The sequence below is a fragment of the Parabacteroides sp. APC149_11_2_Y6 genome (assembly GCF_054506995.1).
This window is the reverse complement of sequence record NZ_CP173709.1, coordinates 2163964-2183259: the sequence shown is the minus strand read 5'-3', so window position 1 is coordinate 2183259 and position 19296 is coordinate 2163964. Positions and strand designations below refer to the sequence as shown.

Below are 19296 nucleotides of genomic sequence, written 5' to 3'. Positions count from 1 at the left end.
TAATAATATACATATTAATACGAGTTAGTAATCCTGTAGTTCTCATATGCTACGAGGAGGTATTAAAAGGTGCGTTTCGACAATGCATCTACTGTAGTATATTATTGCTTAATCCAAATGAATATTATAAATTTAGGAATTCTTGCTCACATTGATGCAGGAAAAACTTCCGTAACCGAGAATCTGCTGTTTGCCAGTGGAGCAACGGAAAAGTGCGGCCGTGTGGATAATGGTGACACCATAACGGACTCTATGGATATAGAGAAACGTAGAGGAATTACTGTCCGGGCTTCTACGACATCTATTATCTGGAATGGAGTGAAATGCAATATCATTGACACTCCGGGACACATGGATTTTATTGCGGAAGTGGAGCGGACATTCAAAATGCTTGATGGAGCAGTCCTCATCTTATCCGCAAAGGAAGGCATACAAGCGCAGACAAAGTTGCTGTTCAGTACTTTACAAAAGCTGCAAATCCCGACAATTATATTTATCAATAAGATTGACCGTGCCGGTGTGAATTTGGAGCGTTTGTATATGGATATAAAAACAAATCTGTCGCAAGATGTCCTGTTTATGCAAACTGTTGTCGATGGATCGGTTTATCCGGTTTGCTCCCAAACATATATAAAGGAAGAATACAAAGAATTTGTATGCAACCATGACGACGATATATTAGAACGATATTTGGCGGATAGCGAAATTTCACCGGCTGATTATTGGAATACGATAATCGCTCTTGTGGCAAAAGCCAAAGTCTATCCGGTGCTACATGGATCAGCAATGTTCAATATCGGTATCAATGAGTTGTTGGACGCCATTTCTTCTTTTATACTTCCTCCGGCATCAGTCTCAAACAGACTTTCAGCTTATCTCTATAAGATAGAGCATGACCCCAAAGGGCATAAAAGAAGTTTTCTTAAAATAATTGACGGAAGTCTGAGACTTCGAGACGTTGTAAGAATCAACGATTCGGAAAAATTCATCAAGATTAAAAATCTAAAGACTATTTATCAGGGCAGAGAGATAAATGTTGATGAAGTGGGTGCCAATGATATCGCGATTGTAGAAGATATAGAAGATTTTCGAATCGGAGATTATTTAGGTGCTAAACCTTGTTTGATTCAAGGATTATCTCATCAGCATCCCGCTCTCAAATCCTCCGTCCGGCCAAATAAGCCCGAAGAGAGAAGCAAGGTGATATCCGCTCTGAATACATTGTGGATTGAAGACCCGTCTTTGTCCTTTTCCATAAACTCATATAGTGATGAATTGGAAATCTCGTTATATGGTTTGACCCAAAAGGAAATCATACAGACATTGCTGGAAGAACGATTTTCCGTAAAGGTCCATTTTGATGAGATCAAGACTATCTACAAAGAACGACCTATAAAAAAGGTCAATAAGATTATTCAGATCGAAGTACCACCCAACCCTTACTGGGCCACAATAGGGCTGACTCTTGAACCCTTACCGTTAGGGGCAGGGTTGCAAATCGAAAGTGACATCTCCTATGGTTATCTGAACCATTCTTTTCAAAATGCCGTTTTTGAAGGGATTCGTATGTCTTGCCAATCTGGTTTACATGGATGGGAAGTGACAGATCTGAAAGTAACTTTTACTCAAGCCGAGTATTATAGCCCGGTAAGTACACCTGCTGATTTCAGACAGCTGACCCCTTATGTCTTCAGGCTGGCTTTGCAACAGTCAGGTGTGGACATTCTCGAACCGATGCTCTGTTTTGAGTTGCAGATACCCCAAGTAGCGAGTTCCAAAGCTATTACAGATTTGCAAAAACTGATGTCTGAGATTGAAGACATCAGTTGTAATAATGAGTGGTGTCATATTAAAGGGAAAGTTCCATTAAATACAAGTAAAGACTATGCCTCAGAAGTAAGTTCGTACACTAAGGGCTTAGGCATTTTTATGGTTAAGCCATGTGGGTATCAAATAACAAAAGACGGTTATTCTGATAATATCCGCATGAACGAAAAAGATAAACTTTTATTCATGTTCCAAAAATCAATGTCATTAAAATAATGGAGCGGTCAGGAAATTTCTATAAGGCAATACGGTTGGGATATATACTTATCTCCATTCTTATCGGATGTATGGCATATAATAGCCTCTATGAATGGCAGGAGATAGAAGCATTAGAACTTGGCAATAAAAAAATAGACGAGCTCCGAAAAGAAATAAACAATATCAATATTCAAATGATAAAATTTTCTCTATTGGGTGAAACAATACTGGAATGGAACGATAAAGATATCGAGCATTACCATGCACGGCGTATGGCAATGGACAGTATGCTCTGCCGTTTCAAGGCCACCTATCCAGCAGAGCGCATCGATAGTGTGCGCAGTCTTTTAGAGGATAAGGAACGACAGATGTTCCAGATAGTCCGGTTAATGGATGAACAACAATCTATTAACAAGAAGATAGCCAATCAAATTCCGGTTATTGTACAGAAAAGTGTGCAGGAACAGTCCAAAAAGCCAAAACGAAAAGGTTTCTTAGGCATATTCGGCAAAAAAAAGGAAGTAACTCCAGCAGTATCAACCACTATCCTTCATTCGGTCAATAGAAACGTAATCAGCGAACAGAAAGTGCAGGATCGCCAATTGTCGGAACAAGCCGACAGCCTTGCAGCTCGTAATGCAGAACTTAACAGACAACTGCAAGAATTGATTTGCCAAATAGAAGAAAAGGTACAAACCGAACTGCAAAGCCGGGAAAACGAAATAGTTGCCATGCGTGAAAAGTCATTTATGCAAGTAGGCGGTTTAATGGGATTCGTTCTTCTATTGTTGTTAATTTCCTACATCATCATACATCGTGATGCAAAAAGCATTAAACAATACAAGCACAAGACAACTGATTTGATAAGGCAACTGGAACAATCCGTACAACGGAACGAGGCACTGATAACGTCAAGGAAGAAGGCGGTACATACTATCACCCATGAACTGCGCACACCGCTGACAGCAATAACAGGCTATGCCGGACTGATACGGAAAGAACAGTGTGAGGATAAGTCCGGGCAGTATATCCAAAACATACTGCAATCCTCCGACCGTATGCGGGATATGCTTAACACTTTGCTTGACTTCTTCCGCCTGGACAACGGCAAGGAACAGCCCCGTCTGTCACCCTGCCGGATTTCAGCAATCACGCACACACTTGAAACGGAGTTCATGCCTGTTGCCGTGAACAAAGGGCTGTCCTTGTCCGTGAAGACTGGACACGATGCCATTGTATTGACCGACAAAGAGCGAATAATACAAATCGGGAATAACCTGCTGTCAAACGCTGTCAAGTTCACAGAAGAAGGCGGTGTTTCTTTGATTACTGAATATGATAATGGAGTTCTGACACTGGTCGTTGAAGATACAGGTACAGGCATGACAGAAGAGGAACAGAAACAAGCGTTCGGTGCGTTTGAACGTCTATCAAATGCCGCCGCAAAGGAGGGTTTCGGGCTTGGGCTTGCCATAATGCGTAATATTGTGTCGATGCTTGGCGGAACAATCCGTTTAGACAGCAAGAAAGGGAAAGGCAGTCGTTTCACAGTTGAAATTTCTATGCAGGAAGCTGAAGAACAGCTTGGATATACAAGCAATACACCTGTTTATCATAACAATAAATTCCATGATGTTGTCGCCATTGACAATGATGAGGTATTACTTCTGATGCTGAAAGAGATGTATTCCCAAGAAGGAATACACTGCGACACTTGCACCGATGCTGCGGCACTGATGGAAATGATACGCCAGAAAGAATACAGCCTGTTGCTGACAGACTTGAATATGCCCGATATAAACGGTTTCGAATTGCTGGAACTGTTGCGTTCGTCCAACGTGGGCAATTCACCAACAATCCCGGTGGTTGTGGCAACCGCTTCGGGCAGTTGTAACAAAGGGGAACTATTGGCAAAAGGCTTTGCCGGATGCCTGTTCAAACCGTTCTCCATATCGGAACTGATGGAGGTTTCCGACAGGTGTGCCATAAAAGCGACACCGGACGGGAAACCGGACTTTTCCGCCTTATTGTCCTATGGCAATGAAGCCGTCATGCTGGAAAAGTTGATAACTGAAACAGAAAAGGAAATGCAGGCGGTACGGGATGCAGCAAAAGAAAAAGACCTGCAAAAGCTGGATTCCCTGATCCACCACCTGCGCAGTTCGTGGGAGGTGCTCCGTGCCGACCAACCGCTGAATGTACTTTACGGATTGCTTCGTGGCGATGCTCTCCCGGATGGTGAAGCGTTAAGCCATGCCGTGACTGCCGTGCTGGATAAGGGAGTGGAAATAATACGGTTGGCAGAAGAGGAAAGGAGAAAATACGAAGATGAATAAGACAAAAATAATTGTGGTGGAAGACAACATCGTGTATTGCGAATATGTCTGCAATATGCTGTCACGGGAGGGCTACCGCAATATGAAGGCTTACCACCTCTCAACCGCGAAGAAACATCTGCAACAGGCAACAGATAATGATATCGTGGTTGCCGACCTGCGTCTGCCTGACGGCAGTGGCATAGACCTTTTGTGCTGGATGCGAAAGGAGGGAAAGATGCAGCCCTTCATCATTATGACCGACTACGCCGAAGTTAATACCGCCGTGGAAAGCATGAAACTCGGCTCGATAGACTATATTCCCAAACAGCTTGTGGAGGATAAACTTGTCCCCCTGATCCGTTCCATACTGAAAGAACGTCAGGCAGGACAACGCCGTATGCCTATATTCGCCCGTGAAGGTTCCGCCTTTCAGAAAATCATGCACCGCATAAGGCTGGTAGCCGCCACCGATATGAGCGTGATGATATTTGGTGAGAACGGCACGGGCAAGGAGCATATTGCCCACCTGTTGCATGACAAGAGCAAACGTGCAGGCAAGCCATTTGTGGCGGTGGACTGCGGTTCACTCTCCAAAGAGCTTGCACCGTCGGCTTTCTTCGGACACGTCAAAGGTGCATTTACAGGTGCGGACAATGCCAAGAAAGGATATTTCCATGAGGCGGAAGGCGGCACGTTGTTTCTGGACGAGGTAGGAAACCTCGCGTTGGAAACCCAACAGATGTTGCTCCGTGCCATACAGGAGAGGCGGTATCGCCCGGTCGGAGACAAGGCAGACCGGAATTTCAATGTCCGCATCATCGCTGCTACCAATGAAGATTTGGAGGTATCGGTGAATGAAAAGCGTTTTCGGCAGGATCTTCTGTACCGCCTGCACGACTTCGGGATAACCGTTCCTCCGTTGCGTGACTGTCAAGAAGACATTATGCCGCTGGCAGAGTTCTTCCGTGATATGGCAAACAGAGAGCTGGAGTGTAGCGTGAGCGGGTTCAGTTCCGAAGCACGTAAAGCGTTGCTGACACACGCATGGCCGGGCAACGTGCGGGAACTTCGGCAGAAAGTTATGGGTGCTGTATTGCAGGCGCAGGAAGGTGTTGTCATGAAAGAGCATCTGGAACTTGCCGTGACGAAACCGACCTCTACTGTCAGCTTCGCCTTGCGCAATGACGCGGAGGATAAGGAGCGGATATTGCGTGCGTTGAAACAGGCAAACGGCAACCGGAGTGTCGCCGCAGAACTGCTCGGCATAGGCAGGACAACACTATACAGCAAACTTGAAGAGTATGGACTTAAATATAAATTCAAGCAATCATAGCCCGTAATTCACTGAATTTGGCTATCTTTGCATAACATTTGAGAAAAACGGCGATTGGCAGGAGCTTTTCGCCGCCAACATATAGGATAAGACCGCAAGGCGTTTCAAGCGAAAATCTGGTAAATTGGAACTACGGAGACGATTGCGTGATGCTTATGCTATGCTTACGCATAGCGTGCATTCACGTACTCTCCGTAAAGGCTTTACCAGAGCCATCGCTTGAAGGTAGTGTGAATTGCACGCTACTTTTTTACCCTTGCCTAACGAAAGGAAACGATTATGGGTAAAGTTCAGATTCTCGCCGTACTGACGATGGACGGATGTCTTTCTTCAGAGTTATATGATAAAGCACATCAGGATTTGTGCCTTGACCGTTGCGGTCTTGATGAAATCAGGAAGAAAGCCTTTTACCGTGTGACACCGGACTATTCCATTTCAATGCTGCACGAATGGAGAAAAGACTGCACAAACATCCGTTACCTCGCGGAAGCCACACCGGACACGGCAGACTATATAAACGGACTGCTGCGGATGCACGCTGTGGATGAAATCATACTATACACCGTTCCTTTCATATCCGGAAGCGGACGACATTTTTTTAAGTCGGCTCTGCCAGAGCAACACTGGACGCTTTCCTCTTTGAAAAGCTATCCCAACGGTGTATGTCGCATTATCTATATCCTTGATAAAAAAGCAAGATAGCCAAAATGTGCGGCAAGCATACATTTCTATTTTCAGGAATAGAATAAATGTTCCGATTACAAACAATTTAAGTCGGAGATAATTTGTCCTTGTGAAAAAATACTGAATTTTATACCTCTGAAATCCAGCACTTTGTAAAATTGAGTGTTGGATTTTTTATTTTCTGCCGCGTTTTTTGCCAATTATATTCATGTGCGCACGCAGAAAACAAAGTGTAATTTTCAAAATTGACAGAACCATGAATTATTTCTTGCTGGCGGAAACCGACTTTTTCCGCCTGATAAACGAAGCCGGCGACTGCAATATGGAAACGGCATACACGGCTTTCGCCACCCAAGTGATCGAACTGTGCAACGGCGGCATGGACATGAACCTTACCGTCATCGCGCTTGCCTACATCGAAATCGAGTTGCAGCACCATCCCGTACGTAATCTGTCAGAAGAAAAAAGAGAGATTGCCGCCTACGTCAGCAAGGCTCTGTCTTTCGTAAGAAAGATGCAGAAATTCCTTGCCACGCCCCAAGTGCCACCACTAATATCCGCCAACAACGCAACAGAAACCACCGCCAGCCTTCTTCAATGGACGGGCAATGCCATCGACCTCGTGGAACTTATCTACGGCATAGACGTGATGGGCTGCATCAACAACGGCAATATGCCGCTCAAACAGCTCGCCCCACTTCTCTATAAGATATTCGGGGTTGATTCTAAAGACTGCTACCGCTTCTACACTGATATCAAACGCCGGAAGAACGAAAGCCGCACCTATTTCATTGACAGGATGCAGGAAAAACTGAACGAGAGAATGTTGCGTGATGAGGAGTTGGAGCGGATGAGAAAATAAAAAAATATCCATTACATATGAGAAGACAGGAATACTCGTATCCTGTCTTTTTATTTTCATTTAATTATATATTAATTAGCACAATATATGTGAGTTTTTCATTCCTATAAGGACAAATTTCAGAAACGTATGTCTGGTAAATTATTGAGTCATCATAGTATGAACATATATCATTACTAAAAACAATGAAACAACTTCCATAAGATTGTGGTTGTAAAAATCGCCATTTAATAGCCCGTTTTTTTTGTAAAATTCGCCAATTAAAAAAATATGATTATCTTTGCATTATATTTTATAAGGTATGGAAACAGTAAATAGAATACTTCAAGAGAAGATTACAGCACGAATCGCGCCCAATAAAGCAGTACTGATTTTTGGTGCTCGCCGTGTTGGTAAAACGGTAATGATGCGTAAAATTGTGGACAACTATTCAGGTAGGACGATGATGCTCAACGGCGAAGACTACGACACATTAGCACTATTGGAGAATCGCTCAATAGCCAATTATCGGCATTTATTGGATGGTATTGATTTGCTGGCTATTGATGAGGCACAGAACATACCACAAATCGGTAGTATTCTGAAGTTGATAGTTGATGAAATACCGGGAATAAGTGTCTTGGCAAGTGGTTCTTCGTCATTCGATTTGCTGAATAAGACTGGTGAACCGTTGGTCGGCCGCAGTACGCAATTTCTCCTTACACCATTCTCGCAACGGGAAATCGCACAGACGGAAACGGCACTTGAAACCCGCCAGAACCTCGAAGCGCGCTTGATTTACGGTTCCTATCCCGAAGTAGTAATGATGGAGAACTATGAACGTAAAACAGACTACCTACGTGATATTGTCGGTGCATACCTGCTTAAAGATATCTTAGCAATTGACGGCTTAAAAAATTCGAGCAAGATGCGCGATCTACTGCGATTGATAGCTTTTCAGTTGGGCAGCGAAGTTTCTTACGAAGAGTTAGGTAAACAACTCGGCATGAGCAAGACGACCGTTGAAAAATACCTCGACCTATTGGAAAAGGTCTTCGTTATCTATCGTCTGGGGGCTTATTCGCGTAACCTACGCAAGGAGGTTACAAAAGCTGGCAAGTGGTACTTCTACGACAACGGCATTCGCAATGCCATTATCGGGGCTTTCTCACCGCTGGCCATTCGGCAGGATGTCGGTGCGCTGTGGGAGAACTACATCATCGGAGAGCGGCGCAAAGCGAACTTCAATGAGGGACTGCACAGGGAGTTCTATTTCTGGCGCACCTACGACAAACAGGAAATCGACCTGATTGAGGAGAGTGCCGACAGTCTTACCGCCTTGGAGTTCAAGTGGGGAAATAAAATGCCGGCCGCACCGAAAGCCTTCCAAGAAGCCTATCCCTATGCCGAGTTTCATGTGGTAAATCGGGAGAATTATTTGGAGTTCGTATAATCAATAAATTACGTATATGGAAACAAAACTACAATCCAAACAGCAATATCCGCGGTTTATCCAAAATAAACCGTGTGGTATTGACAAATTCGATGGAGGTTCGCAAGAAAGGTTGGCAAAAACTATTGCTCGCCATTTTTGTCAGAATGATTCATTGGATGAGGAATGTACTTTACCTCGAATTATCGGCATCGAAGGTATTTGGGGATCTGGAAAATCCAACGTGGTTAAAATGTTGGAACGTGAATTATCAGACGACTATTACTTTTTTGAGTATGACGCATGGGGACATCAAGAGGACTTGCAACGCCGCTCTATATTGGAATTGCTTACAAGCAAACTTATTGATGATGGTATCCTATCTGGAAATGCAACAATAAAAGTCAAAGGTGGAGGTACGAAAACCGTATCATGGTCTGAAAAGCTGAAATATTTATTAGCCCGTAAAACGGAGACCGTAACCGAAAAATATCCCCTTATCAGTAATGGTATGGTTGCGGCATTTTTGGTTGCAGTTTTAACTCCGATATTTACATTTATTGCGTATGCAGTAAAACCTACACCCACAACATGGTGGTTTTCTTTATTGTCTATTATCATAGCTGCACTGCCAGTTCTTATTGCATTGTGCGTTTGGAAATGGGCATATAGCAAAGATCATAAATATGGATGGAGTTATATGTTAGCTATTTATCAAGATAAAGTCGAAAAGGACGTTTGCTATGAGACTTTGAGCGAAGACGAACCAACGGTTTACGAGTTCAAAACATGGATGCAAGACATTTCTGATTTTATCAAGGAAAAAGGACAACGTAAATTAGTCCTTGTTTTTGACAACATGGATCGTCTCCCCGCTGAAAAAGTAAAAGAATTATGGTCTTCTATCCATACGTTCTTCGCCGATAGCGGTTTTGAAAATGTTTGGGCTGTTATTCCTTTCGATGAAACACATTTAGCTTGTGCATTCGGAGATGAGACCGACGAACAAACGAAACAACTGACCAAGTATTTTATCAATAAAACTTTCCCTATTGTTTATCGTGTTGCTCCTCCTGTTATTACCGACTATCGAAGTATATTCAACAAACTGTTTGTTGAAGCATTTGGAGAAACAGAAAATGAAGCGAAAGAAACTATAAATCGGATATTCAGATTGGTAAATCCTAATGCCAATGTTAGGGAAATTATATCATATATCAATGAGATGGTCGCTCTTAAACAAGAGTGGTGTAACGAAATTTTGATGATAAACATAGCATTGTTCTGTTTGAAGAAGACGGATATTCTGGCAAATCCAGTAGAACAAATATTGTCCGGCGACTATCTGAATGGCATTCAAACAATAATTAACAATGATCTGCAAACACAACGCGAAATTGCAGCTTTGGTATATGGTGTCGATGTTGAAGATGCTCGACAAATTCCATTGAAAAAATATATTGAAGGCTGCATCAACGGAGAAGAAGACCACGACATAAATCAATATGCAGAGACTAATAAACAATTTGACACTGTATTAGAAGAAGTTATACAATGTATGGACAATGCGCTTATCGATAAGATTATACATTGTTTGCATAAATTAACTCGAAAGAGCGATGTTATTCTGCGTGTATGGCAAAGAATAGCACAATTGAAATTAAAAGAATCCATAGAGAAGCAGGTGTTCCCTGTCGAATACCAAGAACTGCTGTTGCATTTAGACACGGAAAGCCAAAACCATGTGATTGCTCAATTATATAAGAAGATAGTTCGGTTCAATGACTTCAATGGCGGCGACTATTTCAAAACGTTAGATGCAATAGACAGGTTTATTGCGCAAAATAAGTTGGCGTGCGATTTTACGTCATTGATTGAAGCAAAAACAGTCAAGCCAAATACATTTATCGATTATATTCAAGCTGCAAATGCAACAGATGCTGCCTATCGGGATAACGCGACAACTAAAGCATATAAATATTATCAAGTAGCAACAAATTCGGAGGCGCTCGATAATTATTTGGCAAACTTACTACCCGATAATTTCGACCATGCAGATATTGTAAAAACGTTAAAAGATAATTCTACCTATACGTTTCCAACGCTTTTGCAAGCGATCACGAATTGCATTGATGAACAGAATGTAAATAAAGATAATATAGGGGCTATATTTACAACCTATCGTTTATTGGCATCTGACGAAGAAAGACCTTTACCTGTAACGTTAGATTCAACCTACATAAATCAGTTGCATTCTGAATTAGAAACTGATGGCCGAAACATTAAAGAGTCTGGATATTACGATTTAGTCGCCATGCAATTGGCACATGGTCATTCCGTTTCCTTAATAGAGGGTGGAGATATAAAATATGTTGCAGAACTCATGGACTATTATGTGGATCATGGAGACTTATTAGTAAATAGTGTGGGATGGAATATACCGCTATTAAATGAAACACTACAATACATGGTAAATCATAAACTTGGCTATAAATTATTGCTCTCAGACATATTGCCCCAATTTGAAGATATTAAGAACAGAATAGGTGTAACGGATGAGGTATTTATCGAGCATTTAGCAGAGTGGAATACCGATTTGGATAAGTATATCACTAAGAACAATATTAAAGATGTAATTCCTGACGCATCTTTTTACGATTTGACCACTAAAATAAGCAATGTCCTGACCGATCATATCAATAAAATAGCGTTCGAAGCGTTGTCTGAAATAAGTGTTGATACATTATACGCCCAAAGAACAGCACATACATCATATTATTGGTTTGTCGCAATAAAACATTTACTGGCTAAAATCAAATCCTTGCCAGATAACTTGACTGAATTTGGCAAAAAGATTCTGATGGATATTGCTTCTGGAACTCAAAGTTTGAATCCTTTCCCTAATTGTTTCAAGAATATAGTTGAAAGATTGGATAAACGAAAAATTAAATCGACAGTTACCGATATAAGAAATGATTTCTGCATCGGTAAAAAGACTATCAATGCAATAAAGTTTCAATTTTTCGAAACATGGCTTAGATCGCATGGTAATTTGAAAAGTCAAGCTGGAGACGTTATTGATAAAATAGTGAAACCTGTAATTTCCGATGGGGCATGCCGTTCATTGATTCTGCAAAACAAAGATTTTTATATGGATTTAATAAATACAGCAGGGGATGATGCTTATGAATTGAAAAAGAGTCTCCGAAACCTCATACAAAAAGATTCAGATCCGCAATTGGTTAAATTTGTCAATTCGATAGATTCAGTACCTGAGGTTGAAACCGCGTAAGTATTTGTCTAACAAGTCCGAATTTTACGATTTTACCCGTCAGAACTGAAGTGCCCCCCAAAAAAATTGTATCCAACTTTTGGGGGTCACTTCAAACTTCGATAGGGATAATTTTCAATTTTGGGGACTTGTTAGACAGTCTCATTATCTGGTAGCAGTTTACACAGCACCGGATCGTTTTTGATACGCTCCAGTTCCTCCTGCACAATCTGCTTCACCTCTTCCTTGATGCGCCGGTAGTTCGCCTGCACCGTTTCCTTCATGCGGTCGTTGCCGTCCTCGTCCGTGAAGTTTGTAATGACGGGAATTTTCTTGTAGGCACTTTCTTCCCGTTTCACCTTTTCGGCATCCACCACAATCTCGCAATGAAAAATCTTCTGCTCGATACGCTCGTTGAAGTTGTCGGATACAGAACCGACAAACATTCCCTGCGTAAGCCCGGAAATCTTACTCGGTGGAATGAGCGCGTCCATCTGCGTGTTGATGGAGGTGGAAACATCCTGCCGGTTGATGGAGATGGACTGCCGTTTCTGCAACACCTTACCGAACCGCTCGGAGAGCGTCTTGGCTGTTTCCCCCACCACCTGACCGGAGAAAATATTGCCGACAGTGTTCATCACCACTTTCGCCTCTTTGTCCCCGTAGTCACGCACTAACTGGCTGAAATCCTGAAAGCCCAGACACACGGCAACCTTGTTGCTTCGGGCGGTAGCTATAAGATTGTCCAACCCTTTGAAGTATATTGTGGGCAACTCGTCGATGATGACCGATGACTTCAGCATCCCCTTCTTGTTGATGAGCTTCACGATACGGGAATTATACAGACCGAGTGCCGCACCGTAGATATTCTGACGGTCGGGATTGTTACCCACGCAGAGGATTTTCGGCTCTTCGGGATTGTTGATGTCCAGCGTAAACTCGCTGTCTGACATCACCCAGTAGAGCTGCGGTGAAATCATCCTCGAAAGCGGGATTTTTGCCGACGCTATCTGACCCATGAGCTGCTCCGCAGCCCCTCCAAGCCACGCATCCATGAACGGCGAAAGGTAGTTCTCCAGCTCCGGATAAGAGGTCAGTATCGGAAATATATCCTCGTAACGGCGGTTCAGAAACTCGATAGCATGGGGAAACGTGCAAAACTTCCCGTTCTGATAGATTTTGAGATACCAGATAATACTGGCAAACAGAATGATAGGTGACTCCACGAAGAAGTCGCCCTGCTTTTGCACCCACGTTTTATTGAGGTTGAGCATTATTGTGTAGGCACTCTCATAGGCATCCGTAATATCTTCCATAAAATCCGGGTGAATGGGATTGCACCGATGAGAGCGTCGCGGGTCGTCGAAGTTGATCACATAGAACTTCGGCTTTACCTTGTAGCCGTCCGGGTGGTTCAGCAAATGGTTGTAGGCAATAGTAGATAGGTCGGGATACTTGAAATCGTAGATGTATTGACTAAAGCCCTTTTCAATCTGTTGCTTGATAAAATTGTTTACCACGGCATAGGACTTGCCGCTGCCCGGCGTACCCAACACGATGGACGCACGGAAGGGATTAACTACATTGATCCAACCGTTGTTCCAGCGTTTCCTGTAATAGAAACGTGTCGGCAGATTGACCGAATACTCGCTTTCGATAAGCCTCGTTTCCTGCATGAAACTCTCGTTCTCGTTGTTGAAAACATCCTCCATCAAATTGTGTTTCAACAGGCGGCTCATCCACAGACCACCCATCAACAGGCAGACATAGCCCGTTCCAATGGTAAGGACATACAGTCCCGTCACCGCTTCAAGCGGCAGCGGCAGGGGCAGCAACCACCAGTTCAGGAAAAACAGCACGAACCCGACGGCAAATGCTGTCCAGATTCTCCCCCAAGTGATTTTCTCACCCTTGACACCCTTCGTACCCAGACAGGACAAGGCAAGCAAAAGGACGGAAAACAGCTTCGTGTAGAGAATGGAATGGAACAGCCCCGCCGTGCGGTCGAAGTTCAGAAGGATTTTGTCCACCACGCCGATGTTCACGCCCCACAGCCGGATGGCTTCGTAGCAGAACCAGTACACGTTCATGACCACTAAAATGATACTCACGGCACGCAGAAAATCCATGATTTTCGCCAATGCCCTCAAATCGTCTTCTTGTTGTGACATACATTGATTTTTTAATTGTTGATACTCTGATTACATACCCAAGCCCTTGCGTTTTTTCTTCTTTTTGCGCTTCATCGCCCGGATGAAAGCCTCTTCCTCGGCATCTACCGCCGGACCTTCGGGAGTGAGCAAGCCCATACCGCCCGATATATCTTCACTGTCGTAGGCGGTCTGCCCGTGTGCCTTGTCCGCAGCATCCACAGGGATGGATAGCGGTATCGGCGGTTGTCCGGCGTATGGCAGGGTGAAGTGTTCCTGCAAGGCATTCGCCGAAAGCTCCTTACCCATGCGCGAACCGTTCAGCACGCATCCCGTGCGGTGGTCGATGAAGGTAGCCCCATAGATGCGCCCTTCCTCTGTGTAGCGCAGTACGGTGTCGATGCCCTTCTCTTTGAGTTGGGATACAAATTTGTCCTTGTCATAAGTGCCTTGCAGCACGGAAAGGACGGTGCGTTTCGTCATGTCTGCCAGTTTCCTATCCTTGATTTCCGATTTGGAACGGACAAACTTCTTCTGTACGGCTTCATAGCCTGCGGACTTCCCGAAAAGCGAGGATTTGAACGGGTTGCCCACCTTGTTACCCTTGTCGTCCGTGACGGAATAGACCAGCCCGTGATACTCCCGTCCGCGCACGTTGCCCCTCGCTTCCTCCACCGTCATATTATATAAGGAAAGGAGCGCACGGTATTCGCCCATCGTCTGGAAACGGTACTGCCCATTCAGAGCCTTCACGGTGTTGCCTACCTGCTTCTTCACATCACCTGCCGATGCGGCCACCTTGCGCAACGGATTATCCAATCTCTGATTTTTACGTTCTGCCGGATGCAATCCGTACTTCTGTTCCAGTTCCCTGCGGATACGGTCGCTGCGGCGGTAGAGAAAATCCCGGTTGAGCCTTTTCCCGTTCTCGTCCACGTTGACCGTCACGATGTGCAGGTGGTGGCGGTCGATGTCCTCGTGCTTGAATACAAGATAAGGCTGGTTTCCGAAACCGAGTTTTTCCAGATACTCGCGGGCGATATTCTGCAACTCAATATCGGTCAGCACATCCTCCGGGTGCGGGTTGAGAGAGATATGCACCACCGGCTTCTCGATCTTCATCTGCGGTGGCAGGAAGGTGAGAAAACCCTCCATCGCCTTGCCTATGTCCACCGTTCCCGAACCGTCATTGTAGATGCGGTTGGTGGTGAGAAGCCGCCCCTGCGCCTCGTTAATCTTCTCCCCGTTGTAGGCAATCGCGCCGTACAACGAACTTCCTACACTGATTTTTGCGACCATTTTGCCTCCATTTCCCTTGAAAGTTCCACAATCCGGCGGCTCAGTTTCACGAGTTCGACGGTGTGTTGCTCTAATTTGTAGAGCAACGCCATCGCCTTTTTCTCTGAAAAATGCAGCCTCAGTTCCTTCACGACTTGGTTGTAATTCGTACCCACGGCACGGAATTGTGCATGAAAATCCGACAGTTTGGTGTAATAGTCCACCAACGTCTTGTCCACCTTCAGCACCTTGAACGGTTGCCCGAAGAAGTGCGCTTTGAGGAAAACAGACCGTGCATAGACACCCGATTTTCCGAACATGGCGAGGAAACGGTTGTGTTCCTCCTCGTTGAAACGGACGGTGTACCGGTACACCGCCGGATCAAGTTTGGGATTTCTCCCTGATTTGCTTTTCCTTTTCTCTTTCATATTACTTTGGATTTAGCGGATTGACGGCATAAGCCGCCGCTTCGGATTACAGCACCGCAGTTCTGAAAGGCTTCCCGACTTCGGAGGGAAAGCCCGCCCCCTGCAAGGGCAAGTGCTTTTCGTGGCTGCTCAAAATATTTTGAGCGGCTGAAAAGACATCTTGCTATGTTCAGGTGAACATAAAAATCCGTCAGGGGACGGATTGGGAAAATACCTTTCAGGACTCCGGGCCGCGCGTCATCGGCGAACCCTGCTGTCCGGGTGCAAAGTTACGCCCTTAAAGCGGTATCGGACAGATGCTTGACCCGGTCAATGACTGCCAACCGGCGCAACGTGCCGCCACTTGCCGGAGAAGTGATACAGGTTCCAAAATATACTTGTTTATTTGCAGCATGATTCAAGAAACGAACGATTTGAAGATATGATAAACGGAACATTCAAATACCCGGAAATCCGCTTCTTCGGATACTTGCCGAAACGGATACCCGAACCGTCGGAAACCCGGTTCTCCGACAATTCGGTGACGTATGGATTCAATGACTTCATGACGCAATGTCGTCAATCACCATTTGTCCGACGCACCGCTTCACCACAGAACCGGATACGCGACGACCCGCCTGCGTGTGTAGTCACGGAAGCGGATGGTGCGACAGCCAAATCCGTATGGAAACAGAAAAACAAATCATCAACAATTAAAATAAATGGAACTATGAGTAAGGAAATCTTCGTTGCATTCGCAACACAGAAAGGTGGCATCGGCAAATCCACTGTCACGGCACTTGCCGCCAGCTACCTGCACAACGTGAAAGGCTACAATGTCGCCGTCGTGGACTGCGACGACCCGCAGCACAGCATCCACGGGCTGCGCGAACACGAAATGGGGCTTATCGACAGCAGCACCTACTTCAAGGCTCTCGCTTGCGACCATTTCCGCCGGATCAAAAAGAACGCCTACACCATCGTCAAAAGCAATGCGGTGAACGCCCTCGACGATGCCGAGAGGATGATTGCCACTGAGGACGTGAAACCCGACGTGGTGTTCTTCGACATGCCCGGCACACTCCGAAGCAACGGCGTGATAAAGACGCTCTCGCAGATGGACTACATTTTCACTCCGCTGAGTGCCGACCGCTTTGTCGTGGAGAGTACCCTGAAATTCGTCACGATGTTCCGCGACAGGCTGATGACTACCGGACAGGCGAAAACAAAGGGGCTGCATCTGTTCTGGACGATGGTGGACGGCAGGGAGAGGAACGACTTGTACGGCATCTACGAGGAAGTGATAGCCGAAATGGGCTTTCCGGTACTTTCCACCCGCTTGCCCGACAGCAAGAAGTTCCGCCGTGACCTTTCGGAAGAGCGCAAGAGCGTTTTCCGCTCCACCATCTTCCCGATGGACACGGCACTGCTGAAAGGGAGTGGCATCCGGGAGTTTTCCGAAGAGATAAGCGACATCATCAGACCGCAGTGAGCATGGGCAGCAGGAAAGTGAACACGGAAGGCATCGACGAGGAACTGCTGTTAGCCTCCATCGGGCGGCGCACACAGGACGGGACACTGCGCCCCGCACAGGAAGTACCCGCAGCTGCACCGACCGAAGAGGACACCGCCGCACCGGAACCATCTCCTGTGCAACCCGTAACACGGGAAAAAGCGCAGAGGGAAAGTGGACGCCGGAAAAGGCAGGACGAGGACTACAACGAGCTATTCCTGCGCCGCAACGAGATAAAGACCCGCCAATGTGTCTATATCAGCCGTGACGTCCACGGCAAGATCCTCAGAATCGTGAACGACATCGCCGGAGGGGAAATCTCAGTAGGCGGATATGTGGATACCGTGCTGCGCCAGCATCTGGAACAGCACAAGGAGAGAATCAACGAACTGTACAAGAAACAACGTGAAGATCTGATTTGAAAATGGAAAAAGAAATGACACCGAATGAAAAAAGACCACAGCAAGACTGCGGAGGTATGTTTACCCAAGTGCAGGCGAGTGTGGAAATACTGTCGCCTGTCCCGGTAAGCGGCAAATGCAGTGAGAAGGACTATGAACGCCTGTTCATCCGCGACCCGGAAGTAAAGGCACGTGAGGGGAAGATGGCGTATGTGCGCCCGGAGTACCACGAGCGTATCATGCGTATCACCCGTGTAATCGGGCATGACCGGCTTACGCTGTCCGCTTACATCGACCATGTGCTGACGCACCACTTCAACCAGTGCGAAGATGCGATAAAGAGCCTTTATGCCCGAAATTACAATTCAGTATTCTAACCAAAAACGGAAGGATATGAATTACACAATCAGCATGACAGACATTCTGCTGGCGGTATCGGTCGGCTGCAACCTCTGGTTCCTGTTCCTGCTCCTTTACGAGCGCATCATGGACACGCGGATTGTCCGCTTCTTCAAGGGCATTGTCGGATTATGGCGGTCACTGGACGGGAATGAGGCTAAACGCATAGCGGCACACGAGGAAGTCCCTGCGGAAAAGGCGGACATCATCGGCAAGAGCCGTTTCAGGATGGCATCCACCCGGACAACCGCTGCCATACCGACGCAAGAAGCCGCCACTATTGAAAAAGGCATTGAGCTGTCGGAGGAAGAGGCTACTTTTGACGACGGAAAAACGGGAAACGCATCCCGCCCGGCACAAGTCCCGGAGGAAAAACTCGATGAGACCTTCACGAGCATACCGCCGGAGGAACTGGGATACGGGGACGACGAACCGGAAGAGGACGCCTCGGACACGCCACGGGCTTCGGGCAGCAGCTTTGACGAGATTGACGACGCCTGCAAGACCGCCAAAAACCCGGACGCGACACAGGCGGAACGTGAAAAGGCGGCTAAGGTGTTCACCGACATGGAGGGCACGGAGTTGTACGAGAAAATGATGGAAGGCTCTTCGGAGATAGGCATCCGCATCAAGGGGCTTATCGAGATTCGGCTGAAGAAATCTGAAAAGGAGTTCGTCGTGCCGGACAACATCGAGGAGTTCGACATTCGCAACTATGTATGACAACAATAAAAGAAATGAACATGAAAGAATGACATCAACCCACGCGGCGAGGAAACGCAAGGCGCATCCCCATCCGCAACGGACACGCCCACGTCCGTGGAAACAAACGGGCATCCACTAAAACCAAAGTAAAGAAACAAAGTATCAACCGCCCGACAAAGGACCATCCACCCTTTTGACGGCAAAAAACAAGAACAGTTTATGAACAAGAACATCTTGAAAAACAGAAAAGCAATCCTCTCCGCGGCACTTGTCATCGCCGCAACCGCCTCCGCTTTCGCGCAGGGAAACGGCATCGCGGGCATCAACGAAGCCACCTCTATGGTGAGTTCTTATTTCGACCCCGGAACTAAACTGATATACGCCATCGGTGCAGTCGTCGGGCTTATCGGGGGCGTAAAAGTGTACGGCAAGTTTTCATCGGGCGACCCCGACACCAGCAAGACAGCCGCCTCGTGGTTCGGCGCGTGCATCTTCCTGATTGTTGCCGCCACCATCCTGCGCTCATTCTTCCTTTAATA

Annotated in this window: 16 protein-coding genes; 12 read left to right on the top strand and 4 right to left on the bottom strand. The window is 45.9% G+C overall.

Going from position 1 to position 19296, the window contains the following annotated elements:
* Window positions 1-117 precede the first annotated feature (117 nt).
* The 7 genes from tet(Q) to ACGE0T_RS08860 all read left to right on the top strand — a co-directional run bounded on the left by tet(Q) (window position 118) and on the right by ACGE0T_RS08860 (window position 11925).
* Window positions 118-2043 (top strand): tetracycline resistance ribosomal protection protein Tet(Q), encoded by a 1926-nt coding sequence (gene tet(Q) / locus ACGE0T_RS08890; RefSeq protein WP_004291466.1) that lies wholly within the window; start codon window positions 118-120, stop codon window positions 2041-2043.
* The gene (locus ACGE0T_RS08885) at window positions 2043-4361 is read left to right on the top strand and encodes a hybrid sensor histidine kinase/response regulator (RefSeq protein ID WP_004291467.1); all 2319 of its coding nucleotides are present in this window, start codon (window positions 2043-2045) and stop codon (window positions 4359-4361) included. Before tet(Q) ends, ACGE0T_RS08885 begins: the two co-directional genes overlap by 1 nt.
* Window positions 4354-5676, top strand: a complete 1323-nt coding sequence (locus tag ACGE0T_RS08880; protein ID WP_004291471.1) for a sigma-54-dependent transcriptional regulator — start codon at window positions 4354-4356, stop codon at window positions 5674-5676. Before ACGE0T_RS08885 ends, ACGE0T_RS08880 begins: the two co-directional genes overlap by 8 nt.
* A gap of 279 nt (window positions 5677-5955) precedes the next feature.
* A complete protein-coding gene (locus tag ACGE0T_RS08875; RefSeq protein WP_004291474.1) occupies window positions 5956-6378 on the top strand; it encodes a dihydrofolate reductase family protein in 423 nt (140 codons plus the stop codon).
* Window positions 6379-6616: 238 nt separating this feature from the next.
* Window positions 6617-7222 (top strand): RteC domain-containing protein, encoded by a 606-nt coding sequence (locus ACGE0T_RS08870; RefSeq protein WP_004304269.1) that lies wholly within the window; start codon window positions 6617-6619, stop codon window positions 7220-7222.
* A gap of 301 nt (window positions 7223-7523) precedes the next feature.
* Window positions 7524-8654, top strand: a complete 1131-nt coding sequence (locus ACGE0T_RS08865) for an ATP-binding protein (RefSeq protein WP_004291480.1) — start codon at window positions 7524-7526, stop codon at window positions 8652-8654.
* A 16-nt stretch (window positions 8655-8670) separates the two neighbouring features.
* Window positions 8671-11925, top strand: a complete 3255-nt coding sequence (locus ACGE0T_RS08860) for a P-loop NTPase fold protein (protein WP_004291481.1) — start codon at window positions 8671-8673, stop codon at window positions 11923-11925.
* A 131-nt stretch (window positions 11926-12056) separates the two neighbouring features.
* On the opposite strand, the gene mobC is transcribed toward ACGE0T_RS08860, so the two are convergent.
* The 4 genes from mobC to ACGE0T_RS08840 all read right to left on the bottom strand — a co-directional run bounded on the left by mobC (window position 12057) and on the right by ACGE0T_RS08840 (window position 16306).
* The gene (gene mobC, locus ACGE0T_RS08855; protein ID WP_004291482.1) at window positions 12057-14075 is read right to left on the bottom strand and encodes a conjugal transfer protein MobC; all 2019 of its coding nucleotides are present in this window, start codon (window positions 14073-14075) and stop codon (window positions 12057-12059) included.
* Between the two features lie 30 nt (window positions 14076-14105).
* The gene (mobB, locus tag ACGE0T_RS08850) at window positions 14106-15353 is read right to left on the bottom strand and encodes a conjugal transfer protein MobB (RefSeq protein ID WP_004291483.1); all 1248 of its coding nucleotides are present in this window, start codon (window positions 15351-15353) and stop codon (window positions 14106-14108) included.
* Window positions 15332-15760 carry a conjugal transfer protein MobA gene (mobA, locus tag ACGE0T_RS08845; protein ID WP_004291488.1) on the bottom strand — a complete coding sequence of 143 codons (429 nt, stop codon included), beginning with the start codon at window positions 15758-15760 and terminating at the stop codon, window positions 15332-15334. Before mobA ends, mobB begins: the two co-directional genes overlap by 22 nt.
* 381 nt (window positions 15761-16141) lie before the next feature.
* Window positions 16142-16306 carry a hypothetical protein gene (locus ACGE0T_RS08840; protein ID WP_196029218.1) on the bottom strand — a complete coding sequence of 55 codons (165 nt, stop codon included), beginning with the start codon at window positions 16304-16306 and terminating at the stop codon, window positions 16142-16144.
* Between ACGE0T_RS08840 and ACGE0T_RS08835 the strand changes: the two genes are divergently transcribed.
* The 5 genes from ACGE0T_RS08835 to ACGE0T_RS08815 all read left to right on the top strand — a co-directional run bounded on the left by ACGE0T_RS08835 (window position 16305) and on the right by ACGE0T_RS08815 (window position 19294).
* Window positions 16305-17231, top strand: coding sequence for a ParA family protein (locus tag ACGE0T_RS08835; protein ID WP_005783105.1), 927 nt, complete (start codon window positions 16305-16307; stop codon window positions 17229-17231). The two genes, ACGE0T_RS08840 and ACGE0T_RS08835, sit on opposite strands and share 2 nt — an antisense overlap.
* Before the next feature lie 2 nt (window positions 17232-17233).
* Window positions 17234-17674: a DUF3408 domain-containing protein gene (locus tag ACGE0T_RS08830; RefSeq protein ID WP_004291503.1), complete on the top strand. Its 441-nt coding sequence runs from the start codon at window positions 17234-17236 to the stop codon at window positions 17672-17674.
* 2 nt (window positions 17675-17676) lie between these two features.
* Complete coding sequence (locus tag ACGE0T_RS08825; protein ID WP_004291505.1) at window positions 17677-18030, top strand: DUF3408 domain-containing protein; 354 nt, start codon at window positions 17677-17679, stop codon at window positions 18028-18030.
* Between the two features lie 16 nt (window positions 18031-18046).
* Window positions 18047-18775: a hypothetical protein gene (locus ACGE0T_RS08820; RefSeq protein ID WP_004304280.1), complete on the top strand. Its 729-nt coding sequence runs from the start codon at window positions 18047-18049 to the stop codon at window positions 18773-18775.
* Window positions 18776-18976: 201 nt separating this feature from the next.
* On the top strand, window positions 18977-19294 hold the full coding sequence (locus tag ACGE0T_RS08815; protein WP_002560983.1) for a DUF4134 domain-containing protein: 318 nt from the start codon (window positions 18977-18979) through the stop codon (window positions 19292-19294).
* Window positions 19295-19296: the final 2 nt, after the last annotated feature.